This is a genomic window from Actinokineospora diospyrosa, from assembly GCF_024171925.1.
GTDB classification, from domain to species: Bacteria; Actinomycetota; Actinomycetes; order Mycobacteriales; family Pseudonocardiaceae; genus Actinokineospora; species Actinokineospora diospyrosa.
In genome coordinates, this window is the sequence record NZ_JAMTCO010000020.1 from 25,847 (window position 1) to 52,557 (window position 26,711).

General features: G+C 69.8%; 24 protein-coding genes. 15 read left to right on the top strand and 9 right to left on the bottom strand.

Features of this window, described 5'->3' with window-relative positions; translation table 11 throughout:
* Positions 1–400 precede the first annotated feature (400 nt).
* The 5 genes from LV75_RS32350 to LV75_RS32370 all read right to left on the bottom strand — a co-directional run bounded on the left by LV75_RS32350 (position 401) and on the right by LV75_RS32370 (position 5,864).
* Positions 401–1,651, bottom strand: a complete 1,251-nt coding sequence (locus LV75_RS32350) for a glycosyltransferase family 4 protein (RefSeq protein WP_253891180.1) — start codon at positions 1,649–1,651, stop codon at positions 401–403.
* Between the two features lie 12 nt (positions 1,652–1,663).
* Positions 1,664–3,181: a glycoside hydrolase family 57 protein gene (locus tag LV75_RS32355; protein ID WP_253891182.1), complete on the bottom strand. Its 1,518-nt coding sequence runs from the start codon at positions 3,179–3,181 to the stop codon at positions 1,664–1,666.
* A complete protein-coding gene (locus LV75_RS32360; RefSeq protein ID WP_253891183.1) occupies positions 3,178–3,921 on the bottom strand; it encodes a class I SAM-dependent methyltransferase in 744 nt (247 codons plus the stop codon). The genes LV75_RS32355 and LV75_RS32360 overlap by 4 nt, the downstream gene beginning before the upstream one ends.
* A gap of 46 nt (positions 3,922–3,967) precedes the next feature.
* A complete protein-coding gene (locus LV75_RS32365) occupies positions 3,968–4,714 on the bottom strand; it encodes an acyltransferase (RefSeq protein WP_253891185.1) in 747 nt (248 codons plus the stop codon).
* 334 nt (positions 4,715–5,048) lie between these two features.
* The gene (locus LV75_RS32370; RefSeq protein WP_253891186.1) at positions 5,049–5,864 is read right to left on the bottom strand and encodes an SAM-dependent methyltransferase; all 816 of its coding nucleotides are present in this window, start codon (positions 5,862–5,864) and stop codon (positions 5,049–5,051) included.
* Between the two features lie 143 nt (positions 5,865–6,007).
* Here LV75_RS32370 and LV75_RS32375 point away from each other — a divergent pair, with 143 nt between their 5' ends.
* From LV75_RS32375 to LV75_RS32415, 9 genes are all read left to right on the top strand, one after another.
* Positions 6,008–6,883, top strand: coding sequence for a Sco1979 family transcriptional regulator (locus LV75_RS32375; protein WP_253891187.1), 876 nt, complete (start codon positions 6,008–6,010; stop codon positions 6,881–6,883).
* Between the two features lie 201 nt (positions 6,884–7,084).
* On the top strand, positions 7,085–7,702 hold the full coding sequence (locus tag LV75_RS32380; RefSeq protein ID WP_253891188.1) for a DUF397 domain-containing protein: 618 nt from the start codon (positions 7,085–7,087) through the stop codon (positions 7,700–7,702).
* Positions 7,703–8,011: 309 nt separating this feature from the next.
* Positions 8,012–8,797 (top strand): electron transfer flavoprotein subunit beta/FixA family protein, encoded by a 786-nt coding sequence (locus tag LV75_RS32385; RefSeq protein ID WP_253891190.1) that lies wholly within the window; start codon positions 8,012–8,014, stop codon positions 8,795–8,797.
* A 21-nt stretch (positions 8,798–8,818) separates the two neighbouring features.
* The gene (locus LV75_RS32390; RefSeq protein ID WP_253891191.1) at positions 8,819–9,787 is read left to right on the top strand and encodes an electron transfer flavoprotein subunit alpha/FixB family protein; all 969 of its coding nucleotides are present in this window, start codon (positions 8,819–8,821) and stop codon (positions 9,785–9,787) included.
* 167 nt (positions 9,788–9,954) lie between these two features.
* Positions 9,955–10,719, top strand: a complete 765-nt coding sequence (locus tag LV75_RS32395) for a GNAT family N-acetyltransferase (RefSeq protein WP_253891192.1) — start codon at positions 9,955–9,957, stop codon at positions 10,717–10,719.
* A 4-nt stretch (positions 10,720–10,723) separates the two neighbouring features.
* Positions 10,724–11,593: a lysophospholipid acyltransferase family protein gene (locus LV75_RS32400; protein WP_253891194.1), complete on the top strand. Its 870-nt coding sequence runs from the start codon at positions 10,724–10,726 to the stop codon at positions 11,591–11,593.
* Between the two features lie 269 nt (positions 11,594–11,862).
* Positions 11,863–13,239 (top strand): MFS transporter, encoded by a 1,377-nt coding sequence (locus LV75_RS32405; RefSeq protein ID WP_253891195.1) that lies wholly within the window; start codon positions 11,863–11,865, stop codon positions 13,237–13,239.
* A gap of 49 nt (positions 13,240–13,288) precedes the next feature.
* The gene (locus tag LV75_RS32410) at positions 13,289–14,023 is read left to right on the top strand and encodes an aminotransferase class V-fold PLP-dependent enzyme (RefSeq protein WP_253891196.1); all 735 of its coding nucleotides are present in this window, start codon (positions 13,289–13,291) and stop codon (positions 14,021–14,023) included.
* 70 nt (positions 14,024–14,093) lie between these two features.
* Positions 14,094–15,875, top strand: coding sequence for an AMP-dependent synthetase/ligase (locus LV75_RS32415; protein WP_253891198.1), 1,782 nt, complete (start codon positions 14,094–14,096; stop codon positions 15,873–15,875).
* A gap of 1,037 nt (positions 15,876–16,912) precedes the next feature.
* Here LV75_RS32415 and LV75_RS32420 read toward each other — a convergent pair.
* Positions 16,913–17,917: an S-adenosylmethionine:tRNA ribosyltransferase-isomerase gene (locus tag LV75_RS32420; protein ID WP_253891199.1), complete on the bottom strand. Its 1,005-nt coding sequence runs from the start codon at positions 17,915–17,917 to the stop codon at positions 16,913–16,915.
* Positions 17,914–18,597: an SDR family NAD(P)-dependent oxidoreductase gene (locus tag LV75_RS32425; RefSeq protein ID WP_308211081.1), complete on the bottom strand. Its 684-nt coding sequence runs from the start codon at positions 18,595–18,597 to the stop codon at positions 17,914–17,916. Before LV75_RS32425 ends, LV75_RS32420 begins: the two co-directional genes overlap by 4 nt.
* 159 nt (positions 18,598–18,756) lie before the next feature.
* Here LV75_RS32425 and LV75_RS32430 point away from each other — a divergent pair, with 159 nt between their 5' ends.
* The 5 genes from LV75_RS32430 (at position 18,757) to LV75_RS32450 (ending at position 23,725) form a co-directional block, all read left to right on the top strand.
* Positions 18,757–19,884: a GAF domain-containing sensor histidine kinase gene (locus LV75_RS32430; RefSeq protein WP_253891201.1), complete on the top strand. Its 1,128-nt coding sequence runs from the start codon at positions 18,757–18,759 to the stop codon at positions 19,882–19,884.
* The gene (locus tag LV75_RS32435) at positions 19,874–20,518 is read left to right on the top strand and encodes a response regulator (RefSeq protein WP_253891202.1); all 645 of its coding nucleotides are present in this window, start codon (positions 19,874–19,876) and stop codon (positions 20,516–20,518) included. Before LV75_RS32430 ends, LV75_RS32435 begins: the two co-directional genes overlap by 11 nt.
* A 188-nt stretch (positions 20,519–20,706) precedes the next feature.
* Positions 20,707–21,696 carry an efflux RND transporter periplasmic adaptor subunit gene (locus LV75_RS32440; RefSeq protein WP_253891204.1) on the top strand — a complete coding sequence of 330 codons (990 nt, stop codon included), beginning with the start codon at positions 20,707–20,709 and terminating at the stop codon, positions 21,694–21,696.
* Entirely contained in the window at positions 21,693–22,409 is a 717-nt protein-coding gene (locus LV75_RS32445; RefSeq protein ID WP_253891205.1) for an ABC transporter ATP-binding protein, read from the top strand. Before LV75_RS32440 ends, LV75_RS32445 begins: the two co-directional genes overlap by 4 nt.
* A complete protein-coding gene (locus tag LV75_RS32450; protein ID WP_253891207.1) occupies positions 22,409–23,725 on the top strand; it encodes an ABC transporter permease in 1,317 nt (438 codons plus the stop codon). Before LV75_RS32445 ends, LV75_RS32450 begins: the two co-directional genes overlap by 1 nt.
* A 55-nt stretch (positions 23,726–23,780) precedes the next feature.
* Here LV75_RS32450 and LV75_RS32455 read toward each other — a convergent pair whose 3' ends face one another.
* Complete coding sequence (locus LV75_RS32455) at positions 23,781–24,674, bottom strand: serine/threonine dehydratase (RefSeq protein ID WP_253891209.1); 894 nt, start codon at positions 24,672–24,674, stop codon at positions 23,781–23,783.
* A 66-nt stretch (positions 24,675–24,740) separates the two neighbouring features.
* Here LV75_RS32455 and LV75_RS32460 point away from each other — a divergent pair, with 66 nt between their 5' ends.
* A complete protein-coding gene (locus tag LV75_RS32460; protein WP_253891210.1) occupies positions 24,741–25,778 on the top strand; it encodes a methionine synthase in 1,038 nt (345 codons plus the stop codon).
* Here the strand turns inward: LV75_RS32460 and LV75_RS32465 are convergent, their stop codons facing one another.
* Entirely contained in the window at positions 25,779–26,705 is a 927-nt protein-coding gene (locus LV75_RS32465) for a LysR family transcriptional regulator (RefSeq protein ID WP_253891212.1), read from the bottom strand.
* Positions 26,706–26,711 lie beyond the last annotated feature (6 nt).

Sequence of the window (26,711 nt, forward strand, 5' to 3'; positions counted from 1 at the left end):
TGTCCACGCGCTGAGCAGGTGGGCTGAGGCGGACCTGACGGAAGGCCAGTTGGCACCGTCGAGTCGGAGTGTCCAGGGGCTGGCGCTGCGGGTTGGGGCCGGTCCTGACGGGAGTTGGCCTGGCACCGGCGAGTCCGAGTGTCCAGGGGCTGAGTGGGTGGGCTGGGGCTTACCTGACGGAGGCTGGGGTTGACGCCAGCGGCTTCCCACGGTCGGGGGCGGGGCTGGGCCTGGCGGAGGTGAGTTGGCACCAGCGGCCGGGGAAGGGGGCTGGCCCGGAGCTCCCGAGGGGGCGCGGGTGGCGACACCGTGTCAGAGGAAGGGCGGCCACTTCCCGGTTTGCGAGGGGTGGCGGTGCGATCGGAGTGAGGCGTGCCTAAGAGGGTGGCAAAGGCGAGCGTCAGGCGAAGGCGTTGCCGGTGGCTATTTTGGGGCGGCCGAGGGGGGTGTGGGGGTGGGGCTGGGCCGCGCGGTAGACCTGCGTCGTTTGTTCGGCGATGCGGGTCCAGTCGAAGGCTTCGGGGAGGCGGGCTTTGGCCGCACGGGCGCGTTTGCGGGCCGCGACCGGGTCGTTGAGGACTCGGCGGATGGCTGTGGCTAGGGCGTCGGTGTCGCCAGGAGCGAAAGAAAGGCCGGTTTGGTTTTCTAGGACTACTTCGCCTAGGCCACCGGCGGTAGAGGCCACAAGAGGGGCGCCTGCGGCAGCGGCTTCTAGGGCGACGATGCCGAAAGGTTCGTAGCGGCTCGGTAGGACTACCGCGTCGGCGGCGGAGAGGGTGGCTACCAACTCTCGGTCGGACAGGTGGCCTACGAAGTCGATGGCTCGGCGCACGCGGAGTTTGCGGGACAGTTCCTCTAGAGCCGCAGCCTGGGATCCCTTGCCCGCGATCACCAAGCGGGTCCCGGGGTGGGATCGGCGGACCTTGGCGAGGGCGGCGATCAGGTCGTGGCCGCCCTTCTCCCATTCCAGCCTGCCGAAGAACACCAGCAGCGGGGCATCCTCGGGCGTGTGCCTGGCCCGGGCGGCGCGGACGGACTTGGTCGGGATGCGCCAGTCGCGGGGTTCGATGCCGTTGTGGATCACGGTGATCGTGTCCGGGTCGACCTCGAACAGGTGGGCGGCTTCGGCGCGCATGGCCGACGAGCAGGTGATCAGGGCGTCGGCGCGGTTGGCCAGCCACCACTCGACGGAGTGGACCTGCTGGTTGAGGGGTTGGGAGAGCCAGCCGCTGTGCCTGCCCGCCTCGGTCGCGTGCAGGGTCGCCACCAGCGGGGCGCCCGCCTGCTCGGCCAGGGCGATGGCCGGGTGCGTGACCAGCCAGTCGTGCGCGTGCACCACGTCCGGGCGCCAGTGCGCCAGCAGGGCCAGGCCCGCGCGGATCATGGCGTGCCCCATGGCCAGCGTCCAGGCGACCAGGTCCTGCTCGAACACCAGGTGCGTGGGGTCCTCGGCGACCCGCACGATGCGGACGCCGTCGTGCACGACGTCCTCGGTGGGGTGGGTGTGCGCGTCGGTGCCCGCCTCGTGCCTGCACAGCACGACGACCTCGTGGCCGAGCGCGGCGAGGTGCCGGGCGACGGCGTGCACGTGCCTGCCGAGGCCGCCGACGACCACCGGCGGGTACTCCCAGGACAACATCAGCACGCGCATGGTGGCACGACCCTACTTGTGGGTACGCAGCGCGCGTGCGTCGAGGCCGCCGAACAGGCCGTCGGCGCGGCGCAGTTGCTCGGCCCTGGCCACCGCGCGTGGCCCGGACCCGGCTCTGACCAGCGCGGACAGCTCAGCGTAGTGATCACCGTGCACCCGCGCGCGGCGGCGGGCGTAGTCGGCGGCGGAGTCCTTGGTGACCATGAACGCCCAGTCGCTGGAGAGGGCGAGGAGGGCTTCGCGAACGGTCTGGTCGAGGGCCGGGTCGCGACCGGTGGACGCCGGGGTCGTGTCGATGAGGTCGAGGAGGTCGCTTTGGAGCGCGGCTCCCGCGTCGACGAGGTCGGCTACCTGCGCGCCATCCCAGACCCGCCAGTCTTTCCCGGAGCCCCAAGACGACGCCGGTAGATCTACCGGGCCTGCGACGTATCCGGCTTCAACCGCGCCGCGCAGGGTCGTCACGTTGACGCCTGCCTGGATTAACTCGCGTAGTACAGCTTCGAGCCAGGCCGGTCCTTCGTGCCACCAGTGACCGAAGAGTTCGGTGTCGTAGGCAGAGACAACAAGGCCCGGGCGGCCGTGCCGGTCGCGAAGTTCCTTGAGCCGCCTAACAACCGTGTCGACGAAGTCGTGGACATGATGCTGAAGGGCTTCAGCGGCAAGAGCGGGTTCGTAGGGCTTCTTGTCGTGAGGCGCTACCTGTCGGCCGGTCACGCGTGAGGGCTTAAGACCGGTGGGGTGGTCGTAGGTGTGGAAGTCGCGGTAGGCACTGTCGCCGGGGTAGCCCGCTTTAGGAGACCAGACGCGGTAGGTGACCTCTAGGTCGCGGCCGAAGCAGAGGACATCGGAGTTGCCCACTGTGCGAGCAAAGGCAGTGTCGCCGTGGAGAGCTGGGCCATCTACTAAGAAGCGGCGGACGCCCGCGGACGCGTACCCGGTTTCCATGCCTGGCGCGTAGCCGCACTCTGGCGCCCAGATGCCTTCGGGGGCGTGACCGATCCGAAGCTTGGTGTCGTCAAGGCCAACTCTTAGGGCAAACGCGCGCAAGCGAGGGTGCAGCAGCGGTTGGAAGGGGTGGGTGGCAGGCCCGCCGATCAGCTCTATGACCCCACTGTCGACCAGTGGCCGCAGTACCGGGGAGAACCCGTGACGCCAGCGGGACTCGAACTCCGCAAGCGCCGACGCCGACGCCTGGAACTCGTTGGCAGCGACGGTTCGCAGCCTGGGGTCGTCGCCTTGCCAACGAACACCTGCGTACTGGGCGCGCAGGTTCCAGTTGCCGAGCCAATCGTGCATGGCGCGCAGCGCGTAAGGATCGTCGAGTTGGGCAGCGAGGACGGGGGTGACGCCGAGGGTGAGCACGTCGCGCGCGCCTTCATCGCCAAGGCGGCGCAAGAGGTCCACCAGCGGCAGGTATGAGTGCGCCCACGCCTGGTAGAGCCACTCTTCGCCTACCGGCCACGTCCCGTGATGCGGCAACCACGGCAGGTGGCTGTGCAGCACGAGGGCGAACCCACCGACCTCGCTCATCTGCGCGCGACCAGGACGATGTCGAGGCTGGCGTCCAGATCCCGCTCGGTCACCTCGAAGTCGTCCACCTCGACACCCGCGACGGCGGTCAGCAGCTCCTCCGGCCAGCCCGCGCCAGCGACGACCACCTCGACCTGCGCGTCGATGATCGATCCGCCGAACCGGGCATCAAGTTCGCGCAGCCGGGGACCGTGGTGGACGCCGCCGAGGTACTCGGTGGTGAACCCGGCCGCGCGGACCAGCTCGTCCAATTCGGACGGTGCGAGCTCGCGGGTGTGGAACGGGTTGAGCGGGGTGTCGCGGCCGGGCGAGAAGGTGATCCGGTTGGGTGTGGTGACGAGCAGGTGCCCACCCGGTCGCAGGACGCGGTGGCATTCCCGCAGGAATCCCTCTTGGTCCCAGAGGTGTTCGATCACCTGGAGGTTCGCGACAACGTCAACACCGCCGTCGCGCACAGGTAGGCGTGCCAGGTTCCCTCTAGTGGCGTGCACGGCCGGGTACTTCTTACCCACGTGGGCGATCGCCAACTGGTCGTAGTCGAGGCCCACCACCGTCGCCTGCTCGGCCAAGAGGGCGGCGCCATAGCCCTCGCCACAGCCAGCTTCAAGGACGGTCTTACCCGCGCAATGGGGGGCTAGGTGGAGATACGCGATCTCATGCCTACGGAACCAGTAGTTCTCTTCCGCGATGCCGGGGACGGTACGTTCGCCGGTCAGCGGGAGCGTGGGACCTGTAGGCACTGTGGCACGGTAACCGAGGCTACTGGCGGGTAAACGTTCGGGGTCGTTACGACTCCAGCGTCTTACGCAGCGCCTTGGCTGCCTTACGCGCCATGTCCTCAACCGCGGCCCGTCGCTCGGCATCAGCGTCGTAGGCGGTCCGGCGGTCACGCACGAGCTTGGCGGGGATGCCGGCCGCGATGGCGTAATCGGGGATCTCGCCGCGGACGACCGCGTGAGCGCCGATGACGCTACCGCGACCGATCCGGGTGCCCTTGGTGACGGTGACCTTGGTGCACAGCCAGGTGTCGGGGCCGATGCGCACGGGCGACTTCACGATGCCCTGGTCCTTGATCGGCTGGTGGATGTCGGCGGTGACGTGGTCGAAGTCGCAGATGTAGACCCAGTCGGCGACGAGTGCGGCCGATCCGATCTCGATGTCCAGGTAGCAGTTGACGACGTTCTGGCGCCCGAACACGGCCTTGTCCCCGATGCGCAGGGACCCCTCGTGGCACCGGATGGCGTTGCCGTCGCCGATGTGCACCCAGCGCCCGATCTCCAGGCGACCGAATCCGGGGCGGGCGTGGATCTCGACGTCCTTGCCGAGGAAGACCATGCCGCGCAGGACGATGTGCGGGTTCGCCAGGCGGAACTTGAGCAGGCGCCAGTAGCGCACCAGGTACCAGGGCGTGTAGGCGCGGTGGCGCAGGACCCAGCGGAGCGAGTCCGCGGTGAGGAAACGCGCCTGTTCGGGATCGCGGCGAGACCAGTACCGCAGGCGGTTCGCCACCGGGGAACCCCACATGGACGTCATGGCGGCCAACGCTAATCGATGCGCTCGGTCCTGCCCTTGGTCGGGGATGCCGCGACGGGGGCATCCCCGAATCGAGCTAACGCGGAAAGCAAGAGTTGCCAGCGACGTCTAGTTGTCCACAACCCCGTCAGTCATCCACGGCCGCCTCTCGCCACTTCCGTCTCGGCAATTCGCCTGAGTAGGCTGGGTTCGGGGGCTGCTGGGCGCGGTTTGATCTTGCGTTCGCCGCATCGAGATCTTCGGAACAACGACCTGTGCGCAACATTCCCGGTGTGGACAACTCCGCCTCAACCGCACAGGACCCACCGCCAACCGGAACTCGCAACGTAAGACCTCAGCGCTTGATCCCCAGCCCGCCCACAATGCAGTACTGCACCTCATCCAACGGCTTCAGCCGTGGTCCGTCTGGCCACCACTCCGCGCACAGCGCGACCCCCGGCTCGATCATCTCGAGCCCCACGAACATCCCCTCGATAACCGGCCGCGTTCGGAACAGGCCCGTTCCCATGGGGCTGTGCAAGAACACGTCCTCCATCCGCCGGGCCAACGGTGAGTACTCCGTCGTCTCCGGGTCGAAGAAGTGTGAGATCCCCACGATCGAGCCCGGGGGTAACGCGTCCACATAAGTGGCCATGATGTCGGCAGGGGAACGCGCGCCGTCGTAGTGATGGATCGTTCCCATCTGGAACAGCGCGATCGGCTCGGAGAAGTCGAGGTTGCGCTGCACGGTCTCGTTCGCCAGGACCTGCTCGGGTTCGAAGATGTCCTCGGCGATGAAGTGCGTTCGGTCGTTCTCCTCCAGCAACGCCCGTCCGTGGGCTAGGACTACCGGGTCGTTGTCGACGTACACGACTGTGGAGTCGGGGCGGATGCGTTGGGCTACCTGGTGGGTGTTCTCCGCGGTGGGGAGGCCGGAGCCGCAGTCCAGGTATTGGCGGATGCCGGTCTGCAGTGCGATGAACCGGGTCGCGCGGATCAGGAACTCCCGGTTGTCGAACGCCAGTTGCGCGGCCTCCGGGGCGACCTGCTGCACCCGGCGCAGGACCTCGCGGTCGATCTCGTAGTTGTCCTTGCCGTTGAGGAACGCGTCGTAGACCCGGGCGATGCTCGCCTTGGTCGTGTCAATGCGAACCGGCTCGCGGGGGACCATCGTTCCTCACAGAACGTCGTAGATCGTGGACGTTGCGCACTCAAGGAGTACGCTCACCCTAGGGGTACCCGTGGGGTCGATGCCACGCTGGGTTCTGCCGCCGTGACACGCGGTGGTGGGCCATTGGCGGGAGGGACGAGGTTGTGGCCGAGGTTCGTGGAGACGCTGGGCAGAGTTCTGGTCCCACGGCGCGCAGGATCGTGCTCGGCTCGCAGTTGCGCAGACTGCGGGAACAGGCCGAGATCACCCGCGCCGACGCCGGGTACCACATCCGGGGCTCCGAGTCGAAGATCAGCCGGATGGAGCTGGGCCGGGTCGGGTTCAAGGAGCGCGACGTCACCGACCTGCTGACGCTCTACGGCGTGCACGACCAGACCGAGCGGACCCAGTTCCTCGACATGGTCAAGCAGTCCAACGAACCGGGCTGGTGGCACCGCTACAGCGACCTGATGCCCACCTGGTTCCACGACTTCGTCGGCTTGGAGGAGTCCGCGGCGCGGATCCAGACCTACGAGCTGCAGTTCGTGCCCGGTCTGCTGCAGACCCCTGAATACGCCAGGATGCTGACCCACCACGCCAGACCCGATCTGCGCGAGGAAGAGGTCGACCGCCGCGTGGCGCTGCGCATGTCGCGGCAGAAGGTGTTGCAGCGGCTGGACGCGCCCAAGTTGTGGGTGGTCATCGACGAGTCGGTGCTGCACCGGCCGATCGGCGGCGCCAGGGTGCTGCGCGAGCAGATCGAGCACCTGCTGGAGATGACCCGGCTGCCCAACATCACGCTGCAGGTCATGCCCTACCCGCTCAGCGGCTACGCGGCTGAGGGCTCGTTCACCATGTTGCGCTTCACCGAGGCCGAACTGCCCGACATCGTCTACATCGAGCACCTCGGCGGCGCGATCTTCCTCGACCGGGTCGACGAGATCGAGCGCTACAGCCGGGTCGTCGACCGGCTGACCGTCGACGCGGAGACGCCGAGCCGTTCCCGACAATTGTTGAGCAAGCGCCGCGAGGAGATCTGAAGTCTGTTTTCCGCGCCCACCGGCCATTTCAGCTGGTGGGCGCTTTCGCGTGCGGGGAACCGACACCGTTGCGCCGACAATCTTCTCGTGCGACTGCCCCTTTCGGATGCACGTGCATTTGCTGGACCGCTCAGTCGTGTTACCGTCGTCACGATCAACGCACGTGCACCTGCACACAGTGACGGCCGAAGGCGAGGTCCAGTGTCTGAGTTTCGCAACGGAATGGCGGCTGACGGGGTGCCCGGAGCGCGGTGGCGCAAGAGCTCCCGCAGCGGCGCGGTGGGCAACTGCGTCGAACTGTCGCCGGTCGACGACGCGCGCACCGCGGTCCGTGACTCGAAGAACCCCTCGGGTCCCGCACTCCTGTTCCCCGGTTCGGTCATCGCGTCGTTCACCCGTGCGGTGAAGAACGGACACGTCGCGACCACCGATGCCTCCCACGCCGCTGAGGCGTACCTGCGCATGCTCGTCTCGCGCGGGTTCGAGTTCCTGCACCCGCGCGACGCCAGCGGTGAGATCGCCGCCGTCGTCGGGGTGCGCGCGCACCACAACGTGATCGACGTCGTCCGGCTGCACGCCGAGGACGAGGTCATCGCGACCCGGCTGCCCGCCGACACCGACGACGTGCTCAACCCCAGCGTGGTGCTCTGGCACCGCGAGGGCTGGGCGGCCGAGGTGCTGCGGCAGATGATCGACCTCCCGGACGACCGCACCCCCGGGGCACTCGGCCAGTTGCGCGAGGGCTTGACCGCCGTCGGCAACGGCTGCTGGGTCCCCACGTCCCCGGGGCGGTCGCGCTGGTTGCCCGCCTCCGCGTGAGCGGTTAGCCCGACCGGGAGCGGTGCGACCAGCGCGCCCTGGTCGACCACCTGATCCGAAAGGCCACCCCCGTCGCCGGGGGTGGCCTTTCGGTCGTTCCCGGTGCTGGGCGCCCGTCCTGTGGGGACCGTCACGGTGCCGCCGCGATCGCGCTCGGCGCTACTGACTAGTAACATCGCGGTGGTAAAGCCCACCGTGCCCGGCACGGCCACGGCATGGCAAGGTCAGCCGAACCGCACGCACATCGCGCCGACCGGCACACCCGCCGTCCACCACACGGTGCTCGTCCCAGGAGGTCGAACAAGACCCATGCCAAACATCGTTGTCCTGGTCAAGCAGGTGCCTGACACGTATTCCGAACGCAGGCTCGCCGACGCCGACCACACCCTGGACCGCGAGTCCGCCGACGCGGTGCTCGACGAGATCAACGAGCGCGCCGTCGAGGAGGCGCTGCTGATCAAGGAGGCGCAGGGCGGCGAGGTCACCGTGCTCAGCGTCGGCCCGCAGCGGGCCACCGAGGCCATCCGCAAGGCCCTGTCGATGGGCGCGGACAAGGCCGTGCACGTGTCCGACCCCGCGCTGCACGGGTCCTGCCTGCTGCAGACCACCAAGGTCCTGGCCGCCGCGATCGGCAAGGTCGACGGCGTCGACCTTGTGATCGCGGGCAACGAGGCCACCGACGGCCGCGGTGGCGCGGTGCCCGCGATGCTGGCCGAGGTCCTGGGCTTCCCGCAGCTCACCCACGCCCGCAAGGTCGCCATTGACGGCACCACGATCACCGTCACCCGCGAGACCGACACCGGGCTGACCCACCTGTCGGCGACGCTGCCCGCGGTGGTCAGCGTCGGCGAGAAGATCAACGAGCCGCGCTACCCCTCGTTCAAGGGGATCATGGCCGCGAAGAAGAAGCCCGTCGAGACCTACACGGTCGCCGACCTGGGCATCGACGCGGGCGAGGTGGGTCTGGCCGCGGCGAGCACCACCGTCCTGGAGGCCACCCCGAAGCCGCCGCGCTCGGCCGGTCAGCGGGTCGAGGACGGCGGGGACGGCGGCGCCAAGATCGCCGAGTACCTCATCGGCCAGAAGCTCATCTAGAAACAACGAGGAGGAACCCCCATGTCTGAGGTACTGGTCCTCGTTGACGAGGTCGACGGCGAGGTCAAGAAGGTCACCTTCGAGCTGCTCACCGCGGCCCGCGAGATCGGCGAGCCCGCCGCCGTCGTGGTCGCCGCCCCCGGCACCGCCGCGAAGGTGCGCGAGTCGCTGGCCGCCTACGGCGCGGCCAAGGTCTACGTCGCCGAGTCCGACGACGTCGCCAACTACCTGCTCACCCCGGCCGTCGACGTGCTCGCCGCCCTGGTCGCGGCCAAGTCGCCCGCCGCGGTGCTCATCTCGGCGACCGCCGACGGCAAGGAGATCGCCGGTCGGCTCGCCGTGCGGACCGACTCCGGTCTGCTCATCGAGGCCATCGGCCTGGAGAACGCCGGTGGCGACGTGGTCGGCGTGCAGTCGATCTTCGGCGGCGCGTTCACGGTCAAGGCCAAGACGAACCGGGGCACCCCGATCGTCACCGTCCGCCCCGGCGGCGTCGACGCGGTCGAGGCCGCCGGTGCCGCGGCGGAGGAGACCGTCGAGGTCCCCTCGGTCGAGGCGGCCAGGGCCACCGCGATCACCGGCCGCGAGCCGATCGTCGGCGGCGACCGCCCCGAGCTGACCGAGGCCTCCATCGTGGTCTCCGGCGGCCGCGGCGTCGGTTCGGCGGAGAAGTTCGAGGTCGTCGAGAAGCTCGCCGACGCCCTCGGTGCCGCTGTCGGCGCCTCCCGCGCCGCGGTCGACTCCGGGTACTACCCGGCGCAGTTCCAGGTCGGCCAGACCGGCAAGACGGTGTCCCCGCAGCTCTACGTCGCCCTCGGCATCTCCGGGGCGATCCAGCACCGCGCGGGCATGCAGACCTCGAAGACGATCGTCGCGGTGAACAAGGACGCCGAGGCGCCGATCTTCGAGATCGCCGACTTCGGCGTCGTCGGCGACCTGTTCGCCGTCGCGCCGCAGCTGACCGACGAGGTCGCCAAGCGCAAGGGCTGATCGTCTGGTGCGCGGTGGGGGGCGGTCCGCGACGGGCCGCCCCTTTCGCCGTTCCCGAGCGGGATTCGCTTCAACCGGACCGCGGAACCGGCAATTCACTCAGTTGCCACTGTCGCGTCACGGCAAAGAACACACACCCGATGCCGACATCGCCCTAATCTCCTGGTATGACGCAGGCCCAGGTGCTGGTCAGCACTGCGAAGCCCGGAATCGACGCACCCACCTACTCACTGCTCGTCGCGCACGACGGCTCCGAGGTCGAGGCCGCTCAGAGACTGCGCTACCAGGTGTTCGCCGAGGAGATGGGCGCCACCCTGCACACCTCGGTCCCCGGCCTGGACATCGACCACTTCGACCCGTTCTGCGACCACCTGGTGGTGCGCGCGGACGCCACCGGCGAGATCGTCGGCACCTACCGGATGCTGCCGCCCGAGCGCGCCGCCGAGGCCGGGTCGCTCTACTCCGACACCGAGTTCGACCTCACCGCGCTGGCCGGGATCCGCGGCGCGCTGGTCGAGACCGGCCGCTCGTGCGTGCACCCCGACCACCGCAACGGCTCGGTCGTCAGCCTGGTGTGGGCGGGCATCGCGCGCTACATGTTGTTGTCCGGCCACAGTTTCCTCGCCGGGTGCGCCTCCGTCCCGCTCGGCGACGGCGGTTCGCTCGCCGCCGGGGTGTGGCAATCGGTGCGCGCCAAGCACTACAGCGACGACCACCAGCGCGTCAGCCCCCGCACCCCCTGGGACTTCTCGAGCGTCGAAGCACCGGCGCGCGCGGTGATGCCGCCGCTGCTCAAGGGATACCTGCGGCTGGGCGCCAAGGTCTGCGGCCCGCCCGCCCTCGACGCCGACTTCGGTGTCGCCGACTTCTTCGTCCTGCTCGACCTGGCCAACGTCGACCAGCGCTACCTGAAGTTCTTCCTGGGGGAGTAGAGCCATGGCGCACGACTGGATGCCCACCTCGCCCTGCGGCCCGTCCTGCTTCACCGACGACGAACCCACCGTCAGCCGGGCCCGCGTGGCCGCGCGGCTGGCGGGGGCGGTCGGGGTGCTGCTGGTGGCGGCGCTGTCGGTCCCGGTGATGCCGCTGATCGGCCGCGCGGGGCGGGAGCTGCTCGCCAAGCGCATCTTCCGCGCGGTGCTGCGGTCCTTCGGGGTCCGCCTGGTGGTCCGCGGCGGCGAGGCGCTGCGCGCGGGCAGTAGCCGGGGCGCGCTCGTGGCCACCAACCACATCTCCTGGCTCGACATCGCCGCGGTCAACGCCGTGCGCCCGATGCGCGCCCTCGCCAAGGTCGACATCCGCACCTGGCCGGTCCTCGGTCGCGTGGTCGCGGCGGCGGGGACGCTGTTCGTGGACCGGGAAAGCCTGCGCTCACTGCCTTCCACGGTCGCGGACCTGTCGGCGTCGTTGCGCTCGGGCTCGCTGGTGTACGTCTGCCCCGAGGGCACGACCTGGTGCGGGCAGGGCATGGGCAAGTTCCGCCCCGCCCTGTTCCAGGCCGCCATCGACGGCGGCGTCCCGGTCCGCCCCATCGCCCTGCGCTTCCACCTGGCCGACGGTCGCGAAACCACGACGCCCGCCTTCATCGGCACCGAAACCATCATCGACTCCGTCCGCCGCGTCGCCCGCCTGCGCGGCCTGGTCCTGGAGCTGACGGTCCTGGACGAACTCGCCCCCGGCCGCGCCGCCAACCGCAAGGAACTCGCCGCGCTCGCGGAGGCCGCCATCAACTCCGCCCTGGACCGGGTGACCCCCATCCCCACCCAACGCCCCCGCCGCCGCCGGGTCACCCTCCCCGCCGCCTGAGCACTCGCGGCCAAGAAGCCCGCTCACCCCTGACCAGAGCACCGCCCACAACCGAGAGCACTGCTCTCTCTTGTGGGCGGTGCTCTTGTTCAAGAGCGCTGGTCGCAACAGGGGATGCTGTGGCGGCGGGAGCGGTGCTCTCAAAGGGGAGCGGCGCTCCAGAGGAGGAGCAGTGCTCTTGATTGTGAGCACTGATCTCGACTGTGAGCGGTGTTCTGGTGAGAGAAGGGGCTGGACCTCCACCCAGGTCGAGGTCACAAGATGAGCGGGTGACCGCCACCGAGACCGCCGATCAGTCCGCCCCCCGGGCACACCTGTGGGGCGCCAGCACCCGAGCCACGACCTTCGGGATCCTCCTGCTCATCACGATCGGCGCCTTCGAGCACCTGGGCGTCTCCACCGCCCTCCCCAAGATGCTCGCCGAACTCGAAGGGCAGCACCTCTACTCCTGGCCCTTCACCGCCTTCCTCTCCGCCAACGTGGTCGCCACCGTCGTCAGTGGCTGGGTTTGCGACCGCGTCGGCGCCCGGGCGGTGCTCATGGTCGCCCCCGCCCTCTTCCTCGCGGGGCTGCTCGTCGGAGGCGCCGCCGAGTCCATGCCCGTCCTGCTCGCGGCACGCGTCCTCCAAGGCCTAGGCCTAGGCGGCGAGGTAGTCGCCATCTACGTACTGGTCGCGCTCGTCTACCCAGAGCGGGTACGCCCAGCCGCCTTCGGGTTGCTTGCTGCTGCCTGGGTGGTGCCCTCCATCGTTGGCCCTACCTTGGCTGGCATCGTCACCGAGCGGTTTGGCTGGCGATGGGTCTTCCTCGGCCTGGTCCCCCTAGCCGTCCTCGGTGTGGTCCTGCTCATCCCGAGCCTGCGCGGCCTACCTAAACCCGACAAGTCCGACAGTCCTATGCGTAAGGGCCTCCCTCTGGCGGCGCTAGCGGCGGCAGTAGGCATCCCCGCGATCAGTTGGGCCGCACAACACCCCTCTCTAGCCACCCTCTGGCTAGGGCTAGGCGGCCTAGCCCTCCTCATCCCGGCCCTCCGCACCCTCTTGCCCCAAGGCACCCTGCGCGGCCGCCCCGGACTCCCCAAAGTCATCCTTGCCCGTGGCCTCTTCGCGGGTGCCTTCTTCGGGGTCGAGGCGTTCGTCCCCCTGACCCTGACGAGCGTGCATGGGCTCTCGCCCGCGTTGGCAGGGCTACCGCTGACCGTTGGCGCTCTCGGCTGGTCCTTCGCGTCCGCGTGGCAGGGCAGGCGGCCGGACATCCCGCGGACGACGTTGATCCGGGTGGGGTTCGGGGTGCTCGCCGCCGGGTTGGCGGCGATGGTGTTCGTCGCCGTGCCGTGGGGGTCGCCGTGGGTCGCGGCGGTGGTGTGGACGGCCTGCGGGGCCGGGATGGGGCTGGGCTTCCCGTCCATCAACGTCCTCGCGCTGGGGCTGTCCCCGGCCGGTGAACGCGGGTTCACCTCCTCGGCGCTGCAGGTCAGCGACACCCTCTTCTCGGCGACCCTGGTCGGGCTCGGCGGCGTCCTGCTGGCCGCGCTGGCCTCCGCGGCGGCGCCGACGGGGGCGGTCGTGCCGATCGACCTGGTGATGGCGGCCGTGGCGCTGCTGGGCGCGTTCGCGTTCCGGCGCTCGACCGACGACCGGGTGTGACCTGGCCCGGTGCCGGGGCGGGCGGGGTTCGGTCTACCCTGGATGCGCGATGACCTACCTCGACCACGCGGCCACCACGCCCATCCTGCCGGAGGCGGTCGCGGCCCTGACCGGGGCGTTGTCCAGCCATGGCAACGCCTCTTCGCTGCATTCCTCCGGCCGCCGCGCCCGCCGCGCCGTCGAGGAGGCGCGCGAATCGATCGCCGCCGCGCTCGGCGCCCGGCCCTCGGAGGTGGTGTTCACCTCGGGCGGGACCGAGAGCGACAACCTGGCCATCAAGGGGATCTACTGGGCCCGCCGCGCCGCCGACCCCGCGCGCAACCGGGTGCTGGTCTCCGCCGTGGAGCACCACGCCGTGCTCGACGCCGCGCTGTGGCTGGCCGAGCACGACGGCGCCGAGCTCGCCCACATCGCCGCGCACGGCGAGCACGAGCCGACGAACGCCCTGTTCTCCCGGTTGGAACTCGCCGACGGCCCGCTGTTCGCCTACGAGGTCGCGCGGCTGCGGCAACCGCCCCGGCAGGTCGTGCTCGCGGCCTGCGAGCTGGCGCTCAACTACGTGCGCCCCGGCGACGAGGCGCTCGGGTACGCGGGGGCGCTGCTGGCCAGCGGGGTCCGCACGGTCGTCGCGGCGACCAGCCGGGTCGGCGACGAGGCCGCCGCCACCGCGATGGTCACCTACCACCAGCGGCTCACCGCCGGGCTCACGCCCGCCCGCGCGCTGGCGGAGTCCATCGCCGAGGATCCCTTCCGCAGGCCGTTCATCTGCCTCGGCGCAGGCTAGACACGCCGGGTCGCCGAACCTACGATCCGCTCACCTGTGTCGCAGACCACAGTGGTGAGAGGCGGTCGCCGTGGATGAGTACCCGACCCTGTGCGCGGCCTTCCAAGACATCGCGCGGATCAACCCGGCCCAGGTGGCGCTGCGCACGCCCGGTGGCGTTGTCGCGATCACCTGGCGCGAGTACGCGCAGCGGGTCCGCGCGATCGCGGCGGGACTGTCCGCGCTCGGGGTGGCCAGGGGGGAGCCGGTCGGGCTGATGCTGACCAACCGCCCCGAGTTCCACCTGGTCGACACCGCCGTCCTGCACCTGGGCGCCCTGCCGTTCTCGGTCTACAACACCTCCGCCCCCGAGCAGTTGGCGCACGTCTTCGCCAACGCGGGCAACAAGGTCGTGGTGACCGAACGGTCGTTCGTGCCGATACTCCGCGCCGCCGCCCCGGACCTGCGCCTGGTGTGCGTGGACGGCGCGGTCGCGGGCGCCGAGGCGCTGGCCGAGGTCGAGGCCAACGGCTCCCCGGACTTCGACTTCGACGCCTCCTGGCGCGCGGTCGCCCCCGACGACGTCGCCACCATCATCTACACCTCCGGCACAACCGGCCCGCCCAAGGGCGTCGAACTCACCCACGCCAACGTCATGGCCGTCGCCCAGGCGGTCAAACAGGCCTTCGAACTCCTGCCCGGCGACCGCGTGCTGTCCTTCCTGCCCTCGGCCCACATCGCCGACCGGGTCGCCTCGCACTACGCCTCGATCCTGTTCGGCACCCAGGTCACCTCGGTGGCCGACCCCCGCGACCTGGCGACCGCGCTGCCGGACGCCCGACCACACCTGTTCTTCGCGGTGCCCCGGGTGTGGCAGAAGTTCAAACTCGCCATCGAATCGGCCGTCGCCGCCGAGCCGAGCCCGGTCAAACGCGCCATCGCCACCTGGGCACTCGACGTCGCCCAGCGCCGCTTGCGCAATCCCCGCTCGGTGCCGCTGGCGCTCCAGCACGCCCTGGCCGACCGCGTGGTACTGCGCCGCTTGCGGGCGCGCCTCGGTCTCGCCGAGGCCAAGGTCCCCGCCTCCGGCGCGGCCGCCATCCCGGTTCCGACCCTGGAGTTCTTCTGGGCCATCGGCATCCCGGTCTACGAGATCTGGGGCATGTCCGAGACCTGCGGCCTCGGCACCTCCGGCCGCATCGGCCTCAACAAGCGCGGCACCGTCGGCACCCCGGTCCACGGCACCGAAGTCCGCCTGGCCGACGACGGCGAACTCCTCATCCGAGGCGCATCGGTCATGCTCCGCTACCGCAACGACCCGATCCGCACGGCCGCCACCATCGACCCCGACGGCTGGGTCCACACCGGCGACATCGGCGAGATCGACGAGGACGGGTTCGTGTCCATCGTGGACCGCAAGAAAGAACTCATCATCACCTCCTCCGGCAAGAACATGTCGCCTACGAACATCGAGAACGCCATCAAGGCAGCCAACTCGGCCATCAGCCAAGTAGTAGCCATCGGCGACAACCGCCCCTACATCTCCGCCCTCATCGTCTTAGACCAAGACGCCGCCGTTGCCCTTGCCGCCAGACACAACCTGCCCACCACCCCAGACGCCCTGGCCGCATCTCCAGAAGTCCGCGCCCTCGTAGCGAAGGCGGTCCGCGAAGGCAATCAACACCTGTCCCGCGTAGAACAGATCAAACGCTTCCGCATCCTCCCCACCTACTGGCACCCCGGCGGCGACGAACTAACCCCCACCCTAAAACTCCGCCGCAAACCCATCGCCGACAAGTACGCGACCGCCATCACCGACCTCTACTCCGAAACCCCCACCCCCGAAACCATCAACCTGGCGACCTCGGCTTAGCAGCACCAACCGCCCACCGAGCCAACCCTGCCGACCCAGCCTCCGTCAGGTCCGCCCCACCCACCGAAACAGCCCCTGGACGCTCGGATCCGTCGGTGCCAACCCGGCTGCCGTCAGGTCTGCCTCAGCCCACCTTCCCAGCCCGTGGACACTCGGACCCTGCGGTGCCATCCCAACTGCCGTCAGGTCCGCCCCAGCCCACCTGCTCAGCCCCTGGACACTCGGAACAGCCGGTGCCATCCCAGCCCGCCCTCGTCGGCCCTGCCAACTCGCCCCCCGTCAGGTCCGCCTCAGCCCACCTGCTCGGCGCGTGGACACTCGGACTTGGCGGTGTCAGCCCAGCCCGCTCTCGTCGGCCCTGCCAACCCAGCCCCTGGACTCTCGGACCCTGCGGTGCCATCCCAACTGCCGTCAGGTCCGCCCCAGCCCACCTACTCAGCGCCTGGACAGTCGGAGTCGCTGGTGCCAAATGCTCGATGGGGTGGACCTGTTTTGTGTGGGGGAGCGGCAGCCGTAGCGTCGTTCAGCGGCAGGGCCATGCTTTTCGGCCCCTGCTTTGCGGTCCTGCCACGGGTGTCGTAGGGGCCCCGCGCAAAACAGGTCCACCCCATCGAGCAAAGCTCGAAAATCGCGGATCGGGCGCCGAGGTCGCCGCCAGGCGACGAGGCCGTCCACCGGAGCCGAAGGCGGAGGCCCGAATCCCTTGCCCCGCATCCCCAGCCACGGCCTACGCCAAGATCAACCTGATCGAAAGCCCCCAAATACACAGCTTACCGCGCAGCACCGACAAACCGGCAGCAGCAACCAACGCCCTGTGGACAGCCAAACCCGTTGTGGACAGCCAACTACCGCCCACAAGATCAACTGAATCAAGAGCCCCCGATATACAGCCTACCGAGCAGCGCCGACAAAAGAGGAGCCGCGACCGGAGCCTGTGGACAACCACGGCCATTGTGGACAACCAGCCCGCCGCACCCCAGGTCACGCAACCCGAGACCCACCACTACCCGAGACCGCCCCCTCAAGCCACCGCCCCCTCACCGCAGCAACAAGTTCACATCCCCGAACTCATGCCACAGATACTCCCCACCCACAGCCTCCCCATAACACCTCTCCACCGCGCTCCTCCCCGCCACCGCCACCAACATGTCCACATGCGACGCCCCCGCCTCGTGGAATCCTGTCAACAACCCGTCAACCACCTCCACCCCCCGCTCCGGCGTAATCACCAGCTCCGTCCACCCCGAAGCCCCCCGTACCACCCCATCCCGCACCGCCGACTCCACCGCGCGCACCGCCGTTGTCCCTACCCCGATCACCCGGCGCCCCTCCGCGCGAGCTGCGTTCACTACCCCCGCGCTCTCGGTGGACACCCGGAACCGCTCCGGATAGGGCCGTTCGTGTGCCTCCGGCGAAGCCACCCCCGTGTGCAGCAGTACCGGCGCGAACTGCACCCCCGCCGCCACCAGTCGGGTCACCAGGCGATCGGTGAACGGGCGGCTGGCGCTGGGCATTTCGGCGCTGCCTGGTTCTACCCCGAACACCGTTTGGTAGTAGCGCAGTGGCCATGCGCGGGGGACGTACCCGTATCGGATCGGTTCCCCGAACGCGCCCAGGTAAGCGCTGACCGTTGAGAACGGGCCGGGTCGGACGGTCGCCTCCCACAGCCGGTCCCGGGAGTACCGCCGCAACAGCACAACGGATGCTCCGCCGCGTAGGTCTAACCGGTCTCCGGCGGTGCCTAGTGCGTAGGGCTTCGTCCAAGAACGGAGTTCCACCAGCCAGGTGCCGTCCGGATTCTCCGTGGACAGGTGCACTCGCAGTGCCCCACCGGCTACCGCGACAGCGGCTGGCAGCGTTCCCGAGGTGTTCACCACTAGCACGTCCCCCGCGCGTAAGACCGACGGCAGGTCGCTGAAGCGGTGGTGGCTGATATCCCCGCCGTCGCTGACTAGAAGCCGCACGCGGTCTCGGGCGAGGCCGCGGGCTTCTGGGGGTTCATGGGCGTCCAACCCGCCAGGCAGGGTGTAGTCGACCGTCATAGCGCTACCTCCGGCAGGCGGAACCGGCCGGACTCTGGGCGGGTTGAGACCAGGTGCAGGACGGCAGGGACAACTGTCTCCGGTAGTGGGCGGTCGCTGATGTCCTCGCCGGGGAAGGCTTCTTGGTGCATCTGGGTGCGGAGGTCGCCCGGGTCGGCCCACCAGACTCTGATGGCGGGTTCCTCTATGGACAGGACGTTGCTGAGCAGTTCGACCGCTGCCTTTGAGGCGCCGTAACCACCCCAGCCCTCGTATGGTTCGACGGCCGCGTCGGAGGTGATGTTGAGGACGGCACCTCCTCTTCTGCGCAAGCCCGGCAGGGCTACCTGGGTGAGGCCGAGCAGGGCGACCACATTGGCCTCGAACACCTCGCGCAGCGCGTCGACCGGGTACTCGGCCAGGCCGGGCAGGGGACTTGGGCCCAGCGCGCCAGCGTTGTTGACCACCAGGGTCGCGCCGCCCAGCGCGTCGGCCGCGGCCACCAGCCGCTCGCGGTGGTCGGGATCGGTGATGTCGCCCGGTACCGCCTCGACCCGGCCGGGCAGTGCGGTCGCGACGGTGGTGAGCGCGGTCGCGCCCCTGGCGTCGAGCACGAGGTCCCACCCCGCCTCGGCGAGACCGGTGGCGATGGCGCGCCCCAACCCCCGGGAGGCGCCGGTGACGATGGCCAACTGGTGCACGGGATTTCCCCTTCCCTCCAACGAAAGAACCGGCCGAACGGCCCACCGCCAACGGTAGGCACCGCCACCGGACCTGCCATCAGACCCGAGACGGGACTTCCCTCCGACTTTGGTCCTAGGACCAGCGGTTTCGTCGGCCCACCTCGGTACCGTGAACCCGTGACCGGGATCGGGAGCAACGAACTGCGCGCCGTCAGCGCCGCCGTGCTGGCGGTCGCGACGCACCTGTCGGTGCACGACGTCCTGCGCACGATCCTCACCTGCGCGCGCAGGCTCGTCGGCGCCCGCTACGCCGCGCTCGGCGTGCCGGACGACGCGGGCGGCTTCGCCGAGTTCCTCGCCGACGGCGTCACCGACGAGCAGTGGGCGGCGATCGGCCCGGTACCGCGCCAGCACGGCCTGCTCGGCGCGCTGCTGCACGACCCGAACCCGGTCCGCATCGACGACGTCCGCGCCCACCCCCGGTTCGAGTGGTGGCCGAAGGCGCACCCCGTGCTCACCGACTTCCTCGGCATGCCCATCACCGACGGGGACGAGGTCCTCGGCGAGATCTTCGTGGCGAACAAGACCGCCGACGGCGGGTTCACCGACCAGGACGAGGAACTGCTCGAGCTCCTCGCGGCGCACGCGGCCATCGCGATCGTCAACGCGCGGCTGCACGAGCGCGCGAGGGAGCTGTCCATCGTCCAGGAGCGCACCAGGATCGCCCGCGAGCTGCACGACGCGGTCACCCAGAAGCTGTTCAGCCTGCGGCTGGCCGCGGAGTCGGCCGCCGCGCTCGCCAGGCGCGACGCCGCGCGCTCGGCCGACCAGCTCGACCTGGTGCGCGCGCTGGCCGCCGAGGTCAGCGACGAGCTGCGCGCCGCGGTCGTGGGGCTGCGCCCGCCGGACCTGGCCGGTGACGGGCTCGACAGCGCCATCGGCAAGCAGGCGGACCTGCTCAACCGGGTGCACGGGGTGGACATCGTCTACCGGGGCGGGGAGATCCCCCGGCTCACCACGACCAGGGAGGAGGCCGTCTACCGGGTGCTGCAGGAGGCGCTGCACAACGCGCTGCGCCACGCCCGCGCCCAGCGCATCCGGGTCGACCTGCGGGTGCACTCCGGGGTCGTGGTGCTGGAGGTCGCCGACGACGGTGTCGGGTTCGACGTGGCGGGAAGCCGCGAGCGCAAGTTGGGGTTGACCTCGATGCGGGACCGGGCCCGCACCGCGGGGGGCCGGTTGCGGGTCACCTCGACCAGCCCCGGGGGGACGACGGTACGGCTGGAGGTGCCCGTTGGGGGATGAGCGGATCAGGGTGCTCGTGGTCGACGACCACCCTGTGGTGCGCCAGGGGCTGCGCACCTTCCTGGACCTGCAGGACGACATCACCGTCATCGGCGAGGCCGCCGACGGCGCGTCCTGCTTCGCCGCCGCCGAGCAGCTCAGACCCGATGTGGTGCTGCTCGACCTGCGCATGCCCGGCACCGACGGGGTCTACGCCCTCAACGCGCTGCGCGCGGCGGGCAACAAAGCGCGGGTGCTCGTCATCACCAGCTTCACCGAGCCGGTCGGAATAGTCCCGGCTGTGCGCGCGGGTGCTGCCGGGTACGTCTTCAAAGACGTCGACCCGTTGGCGCTAGCCGCCGCGATCAGGTCTGTGCACGCGGGCCACGTGCTGCTGCACCCCGACGTGGCGCGCTTGCTCGCGGAGGGGGAGAGCAGGCCAGGCGGGTCTGCCTTGACCGCCCGCGAACGAGAGGTTCTCACCCAGGTGGCACAGGGCAACTCCAACCGGGAGATCGCCCGCGTGTTGACGCTGTCGGAGAAGACGGTGAAGTCCCACATGACGGCGATCCTGGGCAAGCTCGGTTTGCACGACCGCACCCAGGCCGCCCTCTACGCGGTCCGCACCGGTCTGGTCTCCCCGGCCGGTCGCTAAGCGAGTCCGGCGGTAACCGGCGGTTTCGTCGCGAACACCGCACATCGTGCAACCCCGGCGCCGGTTTTGGAGTCTTCCCAGTGGGGGTGCGCGACGCCCAGGTGGTCGGCGGGGCCGCGCGAGCGCACTATTCACCGTGTGTATAGTGCGCTCAGTACCGGTCACGACATGGGGATTTGGGGGTACCGGTGAACCCACGGCTCATCATCGCCACGCTCGCCGTCACCGCTGTCATCGCGGGTTGCTCCACCTCGGCAGCGGGGCCGTCCGTGCCCGGTCTCGCCGAGCGGGGCAGCACGATGACCACGGCGACGCTGTCCCGCAAGGACCTCACCACCAAGGTGAGCCTCAAGGGCAAGGTCACGCTCAACCCGGTCTTCGGACTGGTGGCGCCGTCCGACGGCCAGATCCGCTACCTGGACGTCAAGGACCAGAAGGGCACGCCAACCAAGCCGACCCGCGTCGGCGCGGTGTGGGTGAGCGGCAAGCCCACGCACATCGAGGTCCCGGCAGGCTCAACGTTCGCGGGCAGGCTCGTCGACGACAAGGTCAATGTCACAGCCGGTATGCCTGTGGTGTCCGCTAAGTACGGTGGCTACGGCATCGTCGCCGACATCGATGGTGCTCAGGCTTACGCGCTCGCGGACGGCCTTGGCGCGGTCCGTGCGCAGATCAAGAGCGGCCCCGGGCCGTTCGACTGCGCCGTGCTCGGCACTACCGCCGCGCTTCCGCCGGGCACGATTCCCGACCCGCCCGCCCCGGCAGCGCCACCGGCGCCGAATCCCGCCAATCCTGCGCAGCCCATCCCCGCTCCGGTAGCGCAACCGGAGCCGGAGAAGGACTCACGCACTCCTTCGGAATCGACTGGCATGCGCCTGGTGTGCATTCCGCCTACCGACATCCGGCTGATCAACGGCGCCGAGGTAGTGCTAGAAGTCGTTACCGCGCAAGCCAAGCAGGTACTGGTGGCCCCGGTCGAGGCAGTCGCGGGCAAGCAGGGCACGGGCAAGGTCGACGTGCTTGACCCCAACGGTGCCCGGCAGCGCAAGGACGTCGGACTCGGCCTTACTGACGGCGAGGTCATCGAGATCAAATCCGGTCTTACGGGCACCGAGACCCTCGCTGTGCCCGGCCCGGACCTGCCCCCACCCGCGGAGAACGGGGCGCCGGGCAAGTGACCGCGATCCCGATCCAGCCGCCGCTGATCCAACTCAGCGGCGTGACCAAGACGTTGAAGGGGCAAGGTGAGCCCAGGCCCATCTTGTCCGGTGTGGACCTGACCGTCCGCGCGGGGGAGAGCGTCGCGATCCTCGGCCGCTCCGGTTCCGGCAAGAGCACCCTTCTTAGCCTCATCGGCCTGTTCGACCGCCCGGACGGTGGGCAGTACCTGCTGCACGGCCGTGACATCAGCCGTATCCCGGAACGGCGCGCCGCCCGGCTGCGCAGCCAGGAGTTCGGATTCGTGTTCCAGCGGTTCTTTCTGCTTAAGCACCTCACCGCGATGCAGAACGTCGCGATGGCGTTGGTCAACGGCCAAGGCTGGTTGCCGCGCCGCAAGCGCCGCGCGAAGGTGATGACCGCGCTGGAGCAGGTCGGCATCGCGCACCTGGCCAAGCACCGGCCCGCGCGGCTCTCCGGCGGCGAGCAGCAGCGCGTGGCGATCGCCAGGGCGCTGGTCCGCGAGCCCAGGGTGCTGCTCGCCGACGAGCCGACCGGGGCACTGGACACCGAGACCGGCGCGCTGGTCATCGACGTGCTGCACGCGGCGACCGACCGCGGCTGCGGGCTGATCCTGGTGACCCACGACCACGCGCACGCCAACCGGATGGGCCGCGTGGTGCGGCTCAGTGACGGTCTGCTGGTGCCGGAGCGGGCGGGGGTGTTCAGCTGATGGGCCTCTCCGGACGGTTCCGCTCCGCGCTGGTCATCGGTGGCCAGGGCATCCGCGCGCGCAAGCTGCGCACCTTCCTGTCGATGATCAGCCTGTTCCTCGGGGTGCTCGCCGTGATCGCCGTGCAGGCCGGGTCGGTGCTCGCGAACCGGGCGCTGCTGGCCGACATCGAGATGGTCGAGGGCAAGGACGGCACGGTGGTCGTCGGTGTCCCCTCGGGGGACCGCGCCCCCGCGGCGGTGCTGGACACCGTGCGCGGTAGGCCCGACGCCATCGCCATGATGTCCACCTCCGCCATCATCGGCGAGCCCAACCTGACGCCCATCAACCCGGGCGGCGTGCCGCTGCGCTACGCGGACCAAGGCGGCCCACCGGTGACGATGACCTGCACACCGCAGGGGGTCTGCTACGCCGAACCCCAGGAGAGTCCGCCGCCGCGCGGTATGGCCATCGAACTGCAGTTGGTGGGGATCACCGGCGACATCCGGCAGTTCCGCCCGTTCCACACCGAGGCGGGCAACTGGCTCGACTTCGCGGGCGAGCCGTCGATGTCACCCCGGCTGGTGCTCAACCGAGAAGCGGCCTTGGCTTTCACCCAGTACCAACTCCCGGCCGAGATGCGTATTGGGTCGGCCTATAGCGGCTCCGCTGACGCTGGCTCTCCGCACCCGACGCCACGCGTCATCGGCGCCATCAACGACGGCAACCAACAGCCCACCGCTTACGTCCGCGCGGACGAGTTGCTCAACTGGCTCTCCGCTTCGGCCATGGGCTCGCAGAGCATGACCATCATCATGTCTCCCGCCGCAGTGACGGTGGGGCCGACGCTGCGCGCCAAACTGGGCCCTGAGCTGGGTAACCAGCTCTACTTCCGTACCGTCGACTCCCGCGAGCGCATTGGCGGCCAACTGGATCTCATGCGCTGGATCTTCTACGGCATGGCCGCCTTGGTGCTTCTTATCGGCGTGGCGGGCATCCTCAACGTGGGCCTGGCAACCATCGGCGAACGAGTGGAGGAGTTGGCCCTCCGCCGAGCGGTAGGCACACCTCGTCTCCTGTTGGCAGGCATCGTCCTAGCGGAAACACTCTTAACCGGTCTTCTAACAGCGGCCGCAGCCGTAGTGACCGGCATAGTCGGTCTACAAGCCGCCGGGTACTTCTTCGGCGACAAGCGCCCCAGCCTCCAGAACGTCGCGTTCCCTTGGGAGGCGGGCGTGGCGGGTGTCATCGCGGGTCTTGTCGCAGGAATCCTCGGTGGACTGTTCCCCGCGATCCGCGCAGCACGGATCCCCATTGCCACTGTGATGCGGGCCTAACCCCCGGGCTGGGCGGGTGGTGGATCCACCCCACCCGCCCAGCCGCCCGGGCTACCTACGCAGGCACCCAGTCGCTATTAGCCCCACAGATCACCAGGCAGGGCAGTTTCCCCTCTATCTGCCCGCCCAGCCATCCCGCCAACGGCACGGCTGCCGCCGGTTCCACTGCTACCCGGAACTCGTCCCACAGCAGGTCCCGAGCCGCCAACAACTCCCCGTCACTCACTAGTACCGAGTGCACATTCCCCTGCCGCACCACTTCAAACGGCAAGGCACCCACCCGCGAAGCGCCCAACGCCGAGGCCGCGACTGAGTTCACCACCGCGTCCACCGGCGTCCCGGCGGCAAGTGCGTCGTGCATCGCCTGGCAGTCGACGGGCTCGACCAAAGCCACCGATCGCCCGCGGCCGCCGAGGACTGTTCCCGCTGCCAGCCCACCTCCGCCGACGGCGACCACGAACGTGTCCACCTCGGGCACATCCGCCACCACCTCGGCCGCGCACGTCCCCTGCCCCGCGATCACCAGCGGGTCGTCGTAGGCAGGCACATACCGCGCCCCGCTCTCCGAAGCCTCCGTCAACGCTGCCGCTGATGCCTCCGCGTAGGTGGCACCGTGGCGTACCAGTTTGGCTCCCGCTGCCTCGATTCGGCGGGTCTTGGATTCCGGTGCGCGCTCGGGGACATAAACAGTCGCCGGTAGGCCCAACACCTGCGCGGCAGTCGCGACAGCTACCCCGTGGTTACCGCCGGAGGCCGTCACGACGTGGGTGGGGTGGGGGCCACCTAGGAGCGAGTTGAGGGCGCCGCGGAACTTGAAGGAGCCCGTGCGCTGCAGGTGCTCCAGCTTCAGCACCACAGGCCGACCGTTCACCTCCGTGCGGAGGTGCGGGGTGCGCCTGGCGTGGGGTGCGATGCGGGCCGCCGCGGCGGCGACGTCGGTGTGGTCCACGAGCGCCGATGCTAACCGCGGCGGTGGGTGTGCGGCGCTCTGAGCCGATCGACCAGACTGCACGCTGTGAGCACCACACCCTGGCCGTCCGGTACCGCCACCGGGATCGGCTCGTTGCCCGGGACCGACCCCTTCGAAGCCGCCACCACCGTTCTCGGTGAGCTCCCCGACCTGCCGCACCTGCCCGAGTTGCCCGCCCGCGGGCTCGGGGCCGACATCATCGGTCGCTCCGCGGCCCTGCTGGTCGACCTGGCCGTCGAACTGGTGCCATCCGGGTACCGGGTGACCGCCCGGCCGGGGCTGGACCACCGGCGCGCGATCGACCTCATCCGGCGGGACCTGGACGCCGTCGAGGAGGCCGTGGAGCGCTTGGGGAGCCCACCTCCCGCGGTCAAGGTGCAGGTAGCCGGACCGTGGACGCTCATGGCGGGGCTGGAGTTGCCGCGCGGGCACCGGGTGTTGACCGACCACGGCGCCCTGCGCGAGTTCACCGAGTCGCTGGGGGAGGGGCTGGCCAGGCACGTGGCCGAGGTGCGGCGGCGGATCGGCGCGCCGGTGGTCGTGCAGCTCGACGAACCGACCCTGCCCACGGTCCTCGCGGGTGAGCTGTCCACCCCATCGGGTTACGGCACGGTGCGCGCGGTCGGCGAGCCGGAGGCGCGCGACGTGCTGGCTGCCGTGATCGACGCCGCCGGGTCGGCGAGCGGGCAGCCCGTGGTGGTCCACTGCTGCGCTCCCAGGCCGCCATTCGCCCTCCTGCGGTCCGCTGGCGCCGGTGCGCTCGCGTTCGACGTCGGGTTGCTCGCCAAGGCTGGAGCGGCCGCCTGGGACGCCGTGGGGGAGGTGTGGGACGCCGGGGCGACCCTGTTCCTCGGCGTGGTCCCGAGCACCGACCCGGGCAAGCCGCTGACCCTCCGCGAGGCGGCGAGTCCGGCGTTCCGACTGGTCGACCGGCTCGGGTTCAACCGCTCGATCCTGGCTGAGCGCGCGGTCGCGACCCCAACCTGCGGGATGGCGGGCGCTACGGACACTTGGGCTCGCCGGGCCATGTCTCTCGTGCGTGACGTGGGCAAGTCTTTCGTGGAGCCCCCCGAGGGGTGGTAGCTACCGCAGGGGCTCTACGCCCGGTGGCAGCGCGTTGGCGGCGACCAGTCCGTCGATGTGGCCGAACAGCGTTGACCGGAACGCTCGCGCTGCCGCCGTTGGTGGGGTGTCTGTGCGGTGGGCCAAGGCGATCGTGCGGCGGATGCTCGTGCCTGCCAATGGGGTCGCGCGCAACCCAGGACGACCCGGTAGGACAAGACTCGGCACCAGTGCCACGCCCAGCCCGGCCTCTACAAAGCGCAGCACCGCGTCCATTTCGCCCCCTTCGACTGCCAGTGTCGGTTCGAACCCGGCTTCCCGGCAGGCGTGCAGCGTCGTTTCGCGCAGGTCGTACCCGCGGCGGAACATGACCATTGGCTCATCGCGCAACGATTCCAGTCGGACACTCTCCGGTAGAGCTGGCGCGCTGGACGACGACGCGACCATCAGGTGTTCGCGCAAGACAGGCGTCATCGTGAGGGCGGACTCAACTGCCTGCGGCGGCACAATCAGCAGCGCTAGGTCCAACTCGCCACCTAGTAGCGCCGCCGTCAGGTCGCGAGATCCGCTCTCCTCGACCTGTAGTCGAATACCCGGGTAGCGCTCGTGGTAGCGCTTGAGCACGTCGGCGAGGACACCCACGCACACGCTCGGGGTCGCGCCCAAGCGGACCCGGCCGCGCCGCAGTCCGACCAGTTCCGCCACCTCAAGCCTCGCCGAGTCCACATCGGACAAGATGCGCTTGGCGATCGGCAGGAGAGCCTCACCGGCGGCGGTAAGAGCGACGTTGCCACGGGCCCGGGTGAACAGGGACGCGCCGAGTTCGGTCTCCAGGCTGTGGATCTGCTTGCTCAGTGAGGGCTGCGCCACATGCGCCCGCTGGGCGGCGCGGGTGAAGTGCCGGGTCTCCGCGACGGCCAGGAAATACACGAGCTGCTGCAGCGTCATAGCCAC

Coding starts and splice junctions, on each gene's coding strand:
- LV75_RS32450 (WP_253891207.1), top strand. CDS start 22,409: ATGGGCCTCTCCGGACGGTTCCGCTCCGCGCTGGTCATCGGTGGCCAG.
- LV75_RS32350 (WP_253891180.1), bottom strand. CDS start 1,651: ATGCGCGTGCTGATGTTGTCCTGGGAGTACCCGCCGGTGGTCGTCGGC.
- LV75_RS32395 (WP_253891192.1), top strand. CDS start 9,955: ATGACGCAGGCCCAGGTGCTGGTCAGCACTGCGAAGCCCGGAATCGAC.
- LV75_RS32385 (WP_253891190.1), top strand. CDS start 8,012: ATGCCAAACATCGTTGTCCTGGTCAAGCAGGTGCCTGACACGTATTCC.
- LV75_RS32410 (WP_253891196.1), top strand. CDS start 13,289: ATGACCTACCTCGACCACGCGGCCACCACGCCCATCCTGCCGGAGGCG.
- LV75_RS32400 (WP_253891194.1), top strand. CDS start 10,724: ATGGCGCACGACTGGATGCCCACCTCGCCCTGCGGCCCGTCCTGCTTC.
- LV75_RS32465 (WP_253891212.1), bottom strand. CDS start 26,705: ATGACGCTGCAGCAGCTCGTGTATTTCCTGGCCGTCGCGGAGACCCGG.
- LV75_RS32355 (WP_253891182.1), bottom strand. CDS start 3,181: ATGAGCGAGGTCGGTGGGTTCGCCCTCGTGCTGCACAGCCACCTGCCG.
- LV75_RS32365 (WP_253891185.1), bottom strand. CDS start 4,714: ATGACGTCCATGTGGGGTTCCCCGGTGGCGAACCGCCTGCGGTACTGG.
- LV75_RS32390 (WP_253891191.1), top strand. CDS start 8,819: ATGTCTGAGGTACTGGTCCTCGTTGACGAGGTCGACGGCGAGGTCAAG.
- LV75_RS32420 (WP_253891199.1), bottom strand. CDS start 17,917: ATGACGGTCGACTACACCCTGCCTGGCGGGTTGGACGCCCATGAACCC.
- LV75_RS32370 (WP_253891186.1), bottom strand. CDS start 5,864: ATGGTCCCCCGCGAGCCGGTTCGCATTGACACGACCAAGGCGAGCATC.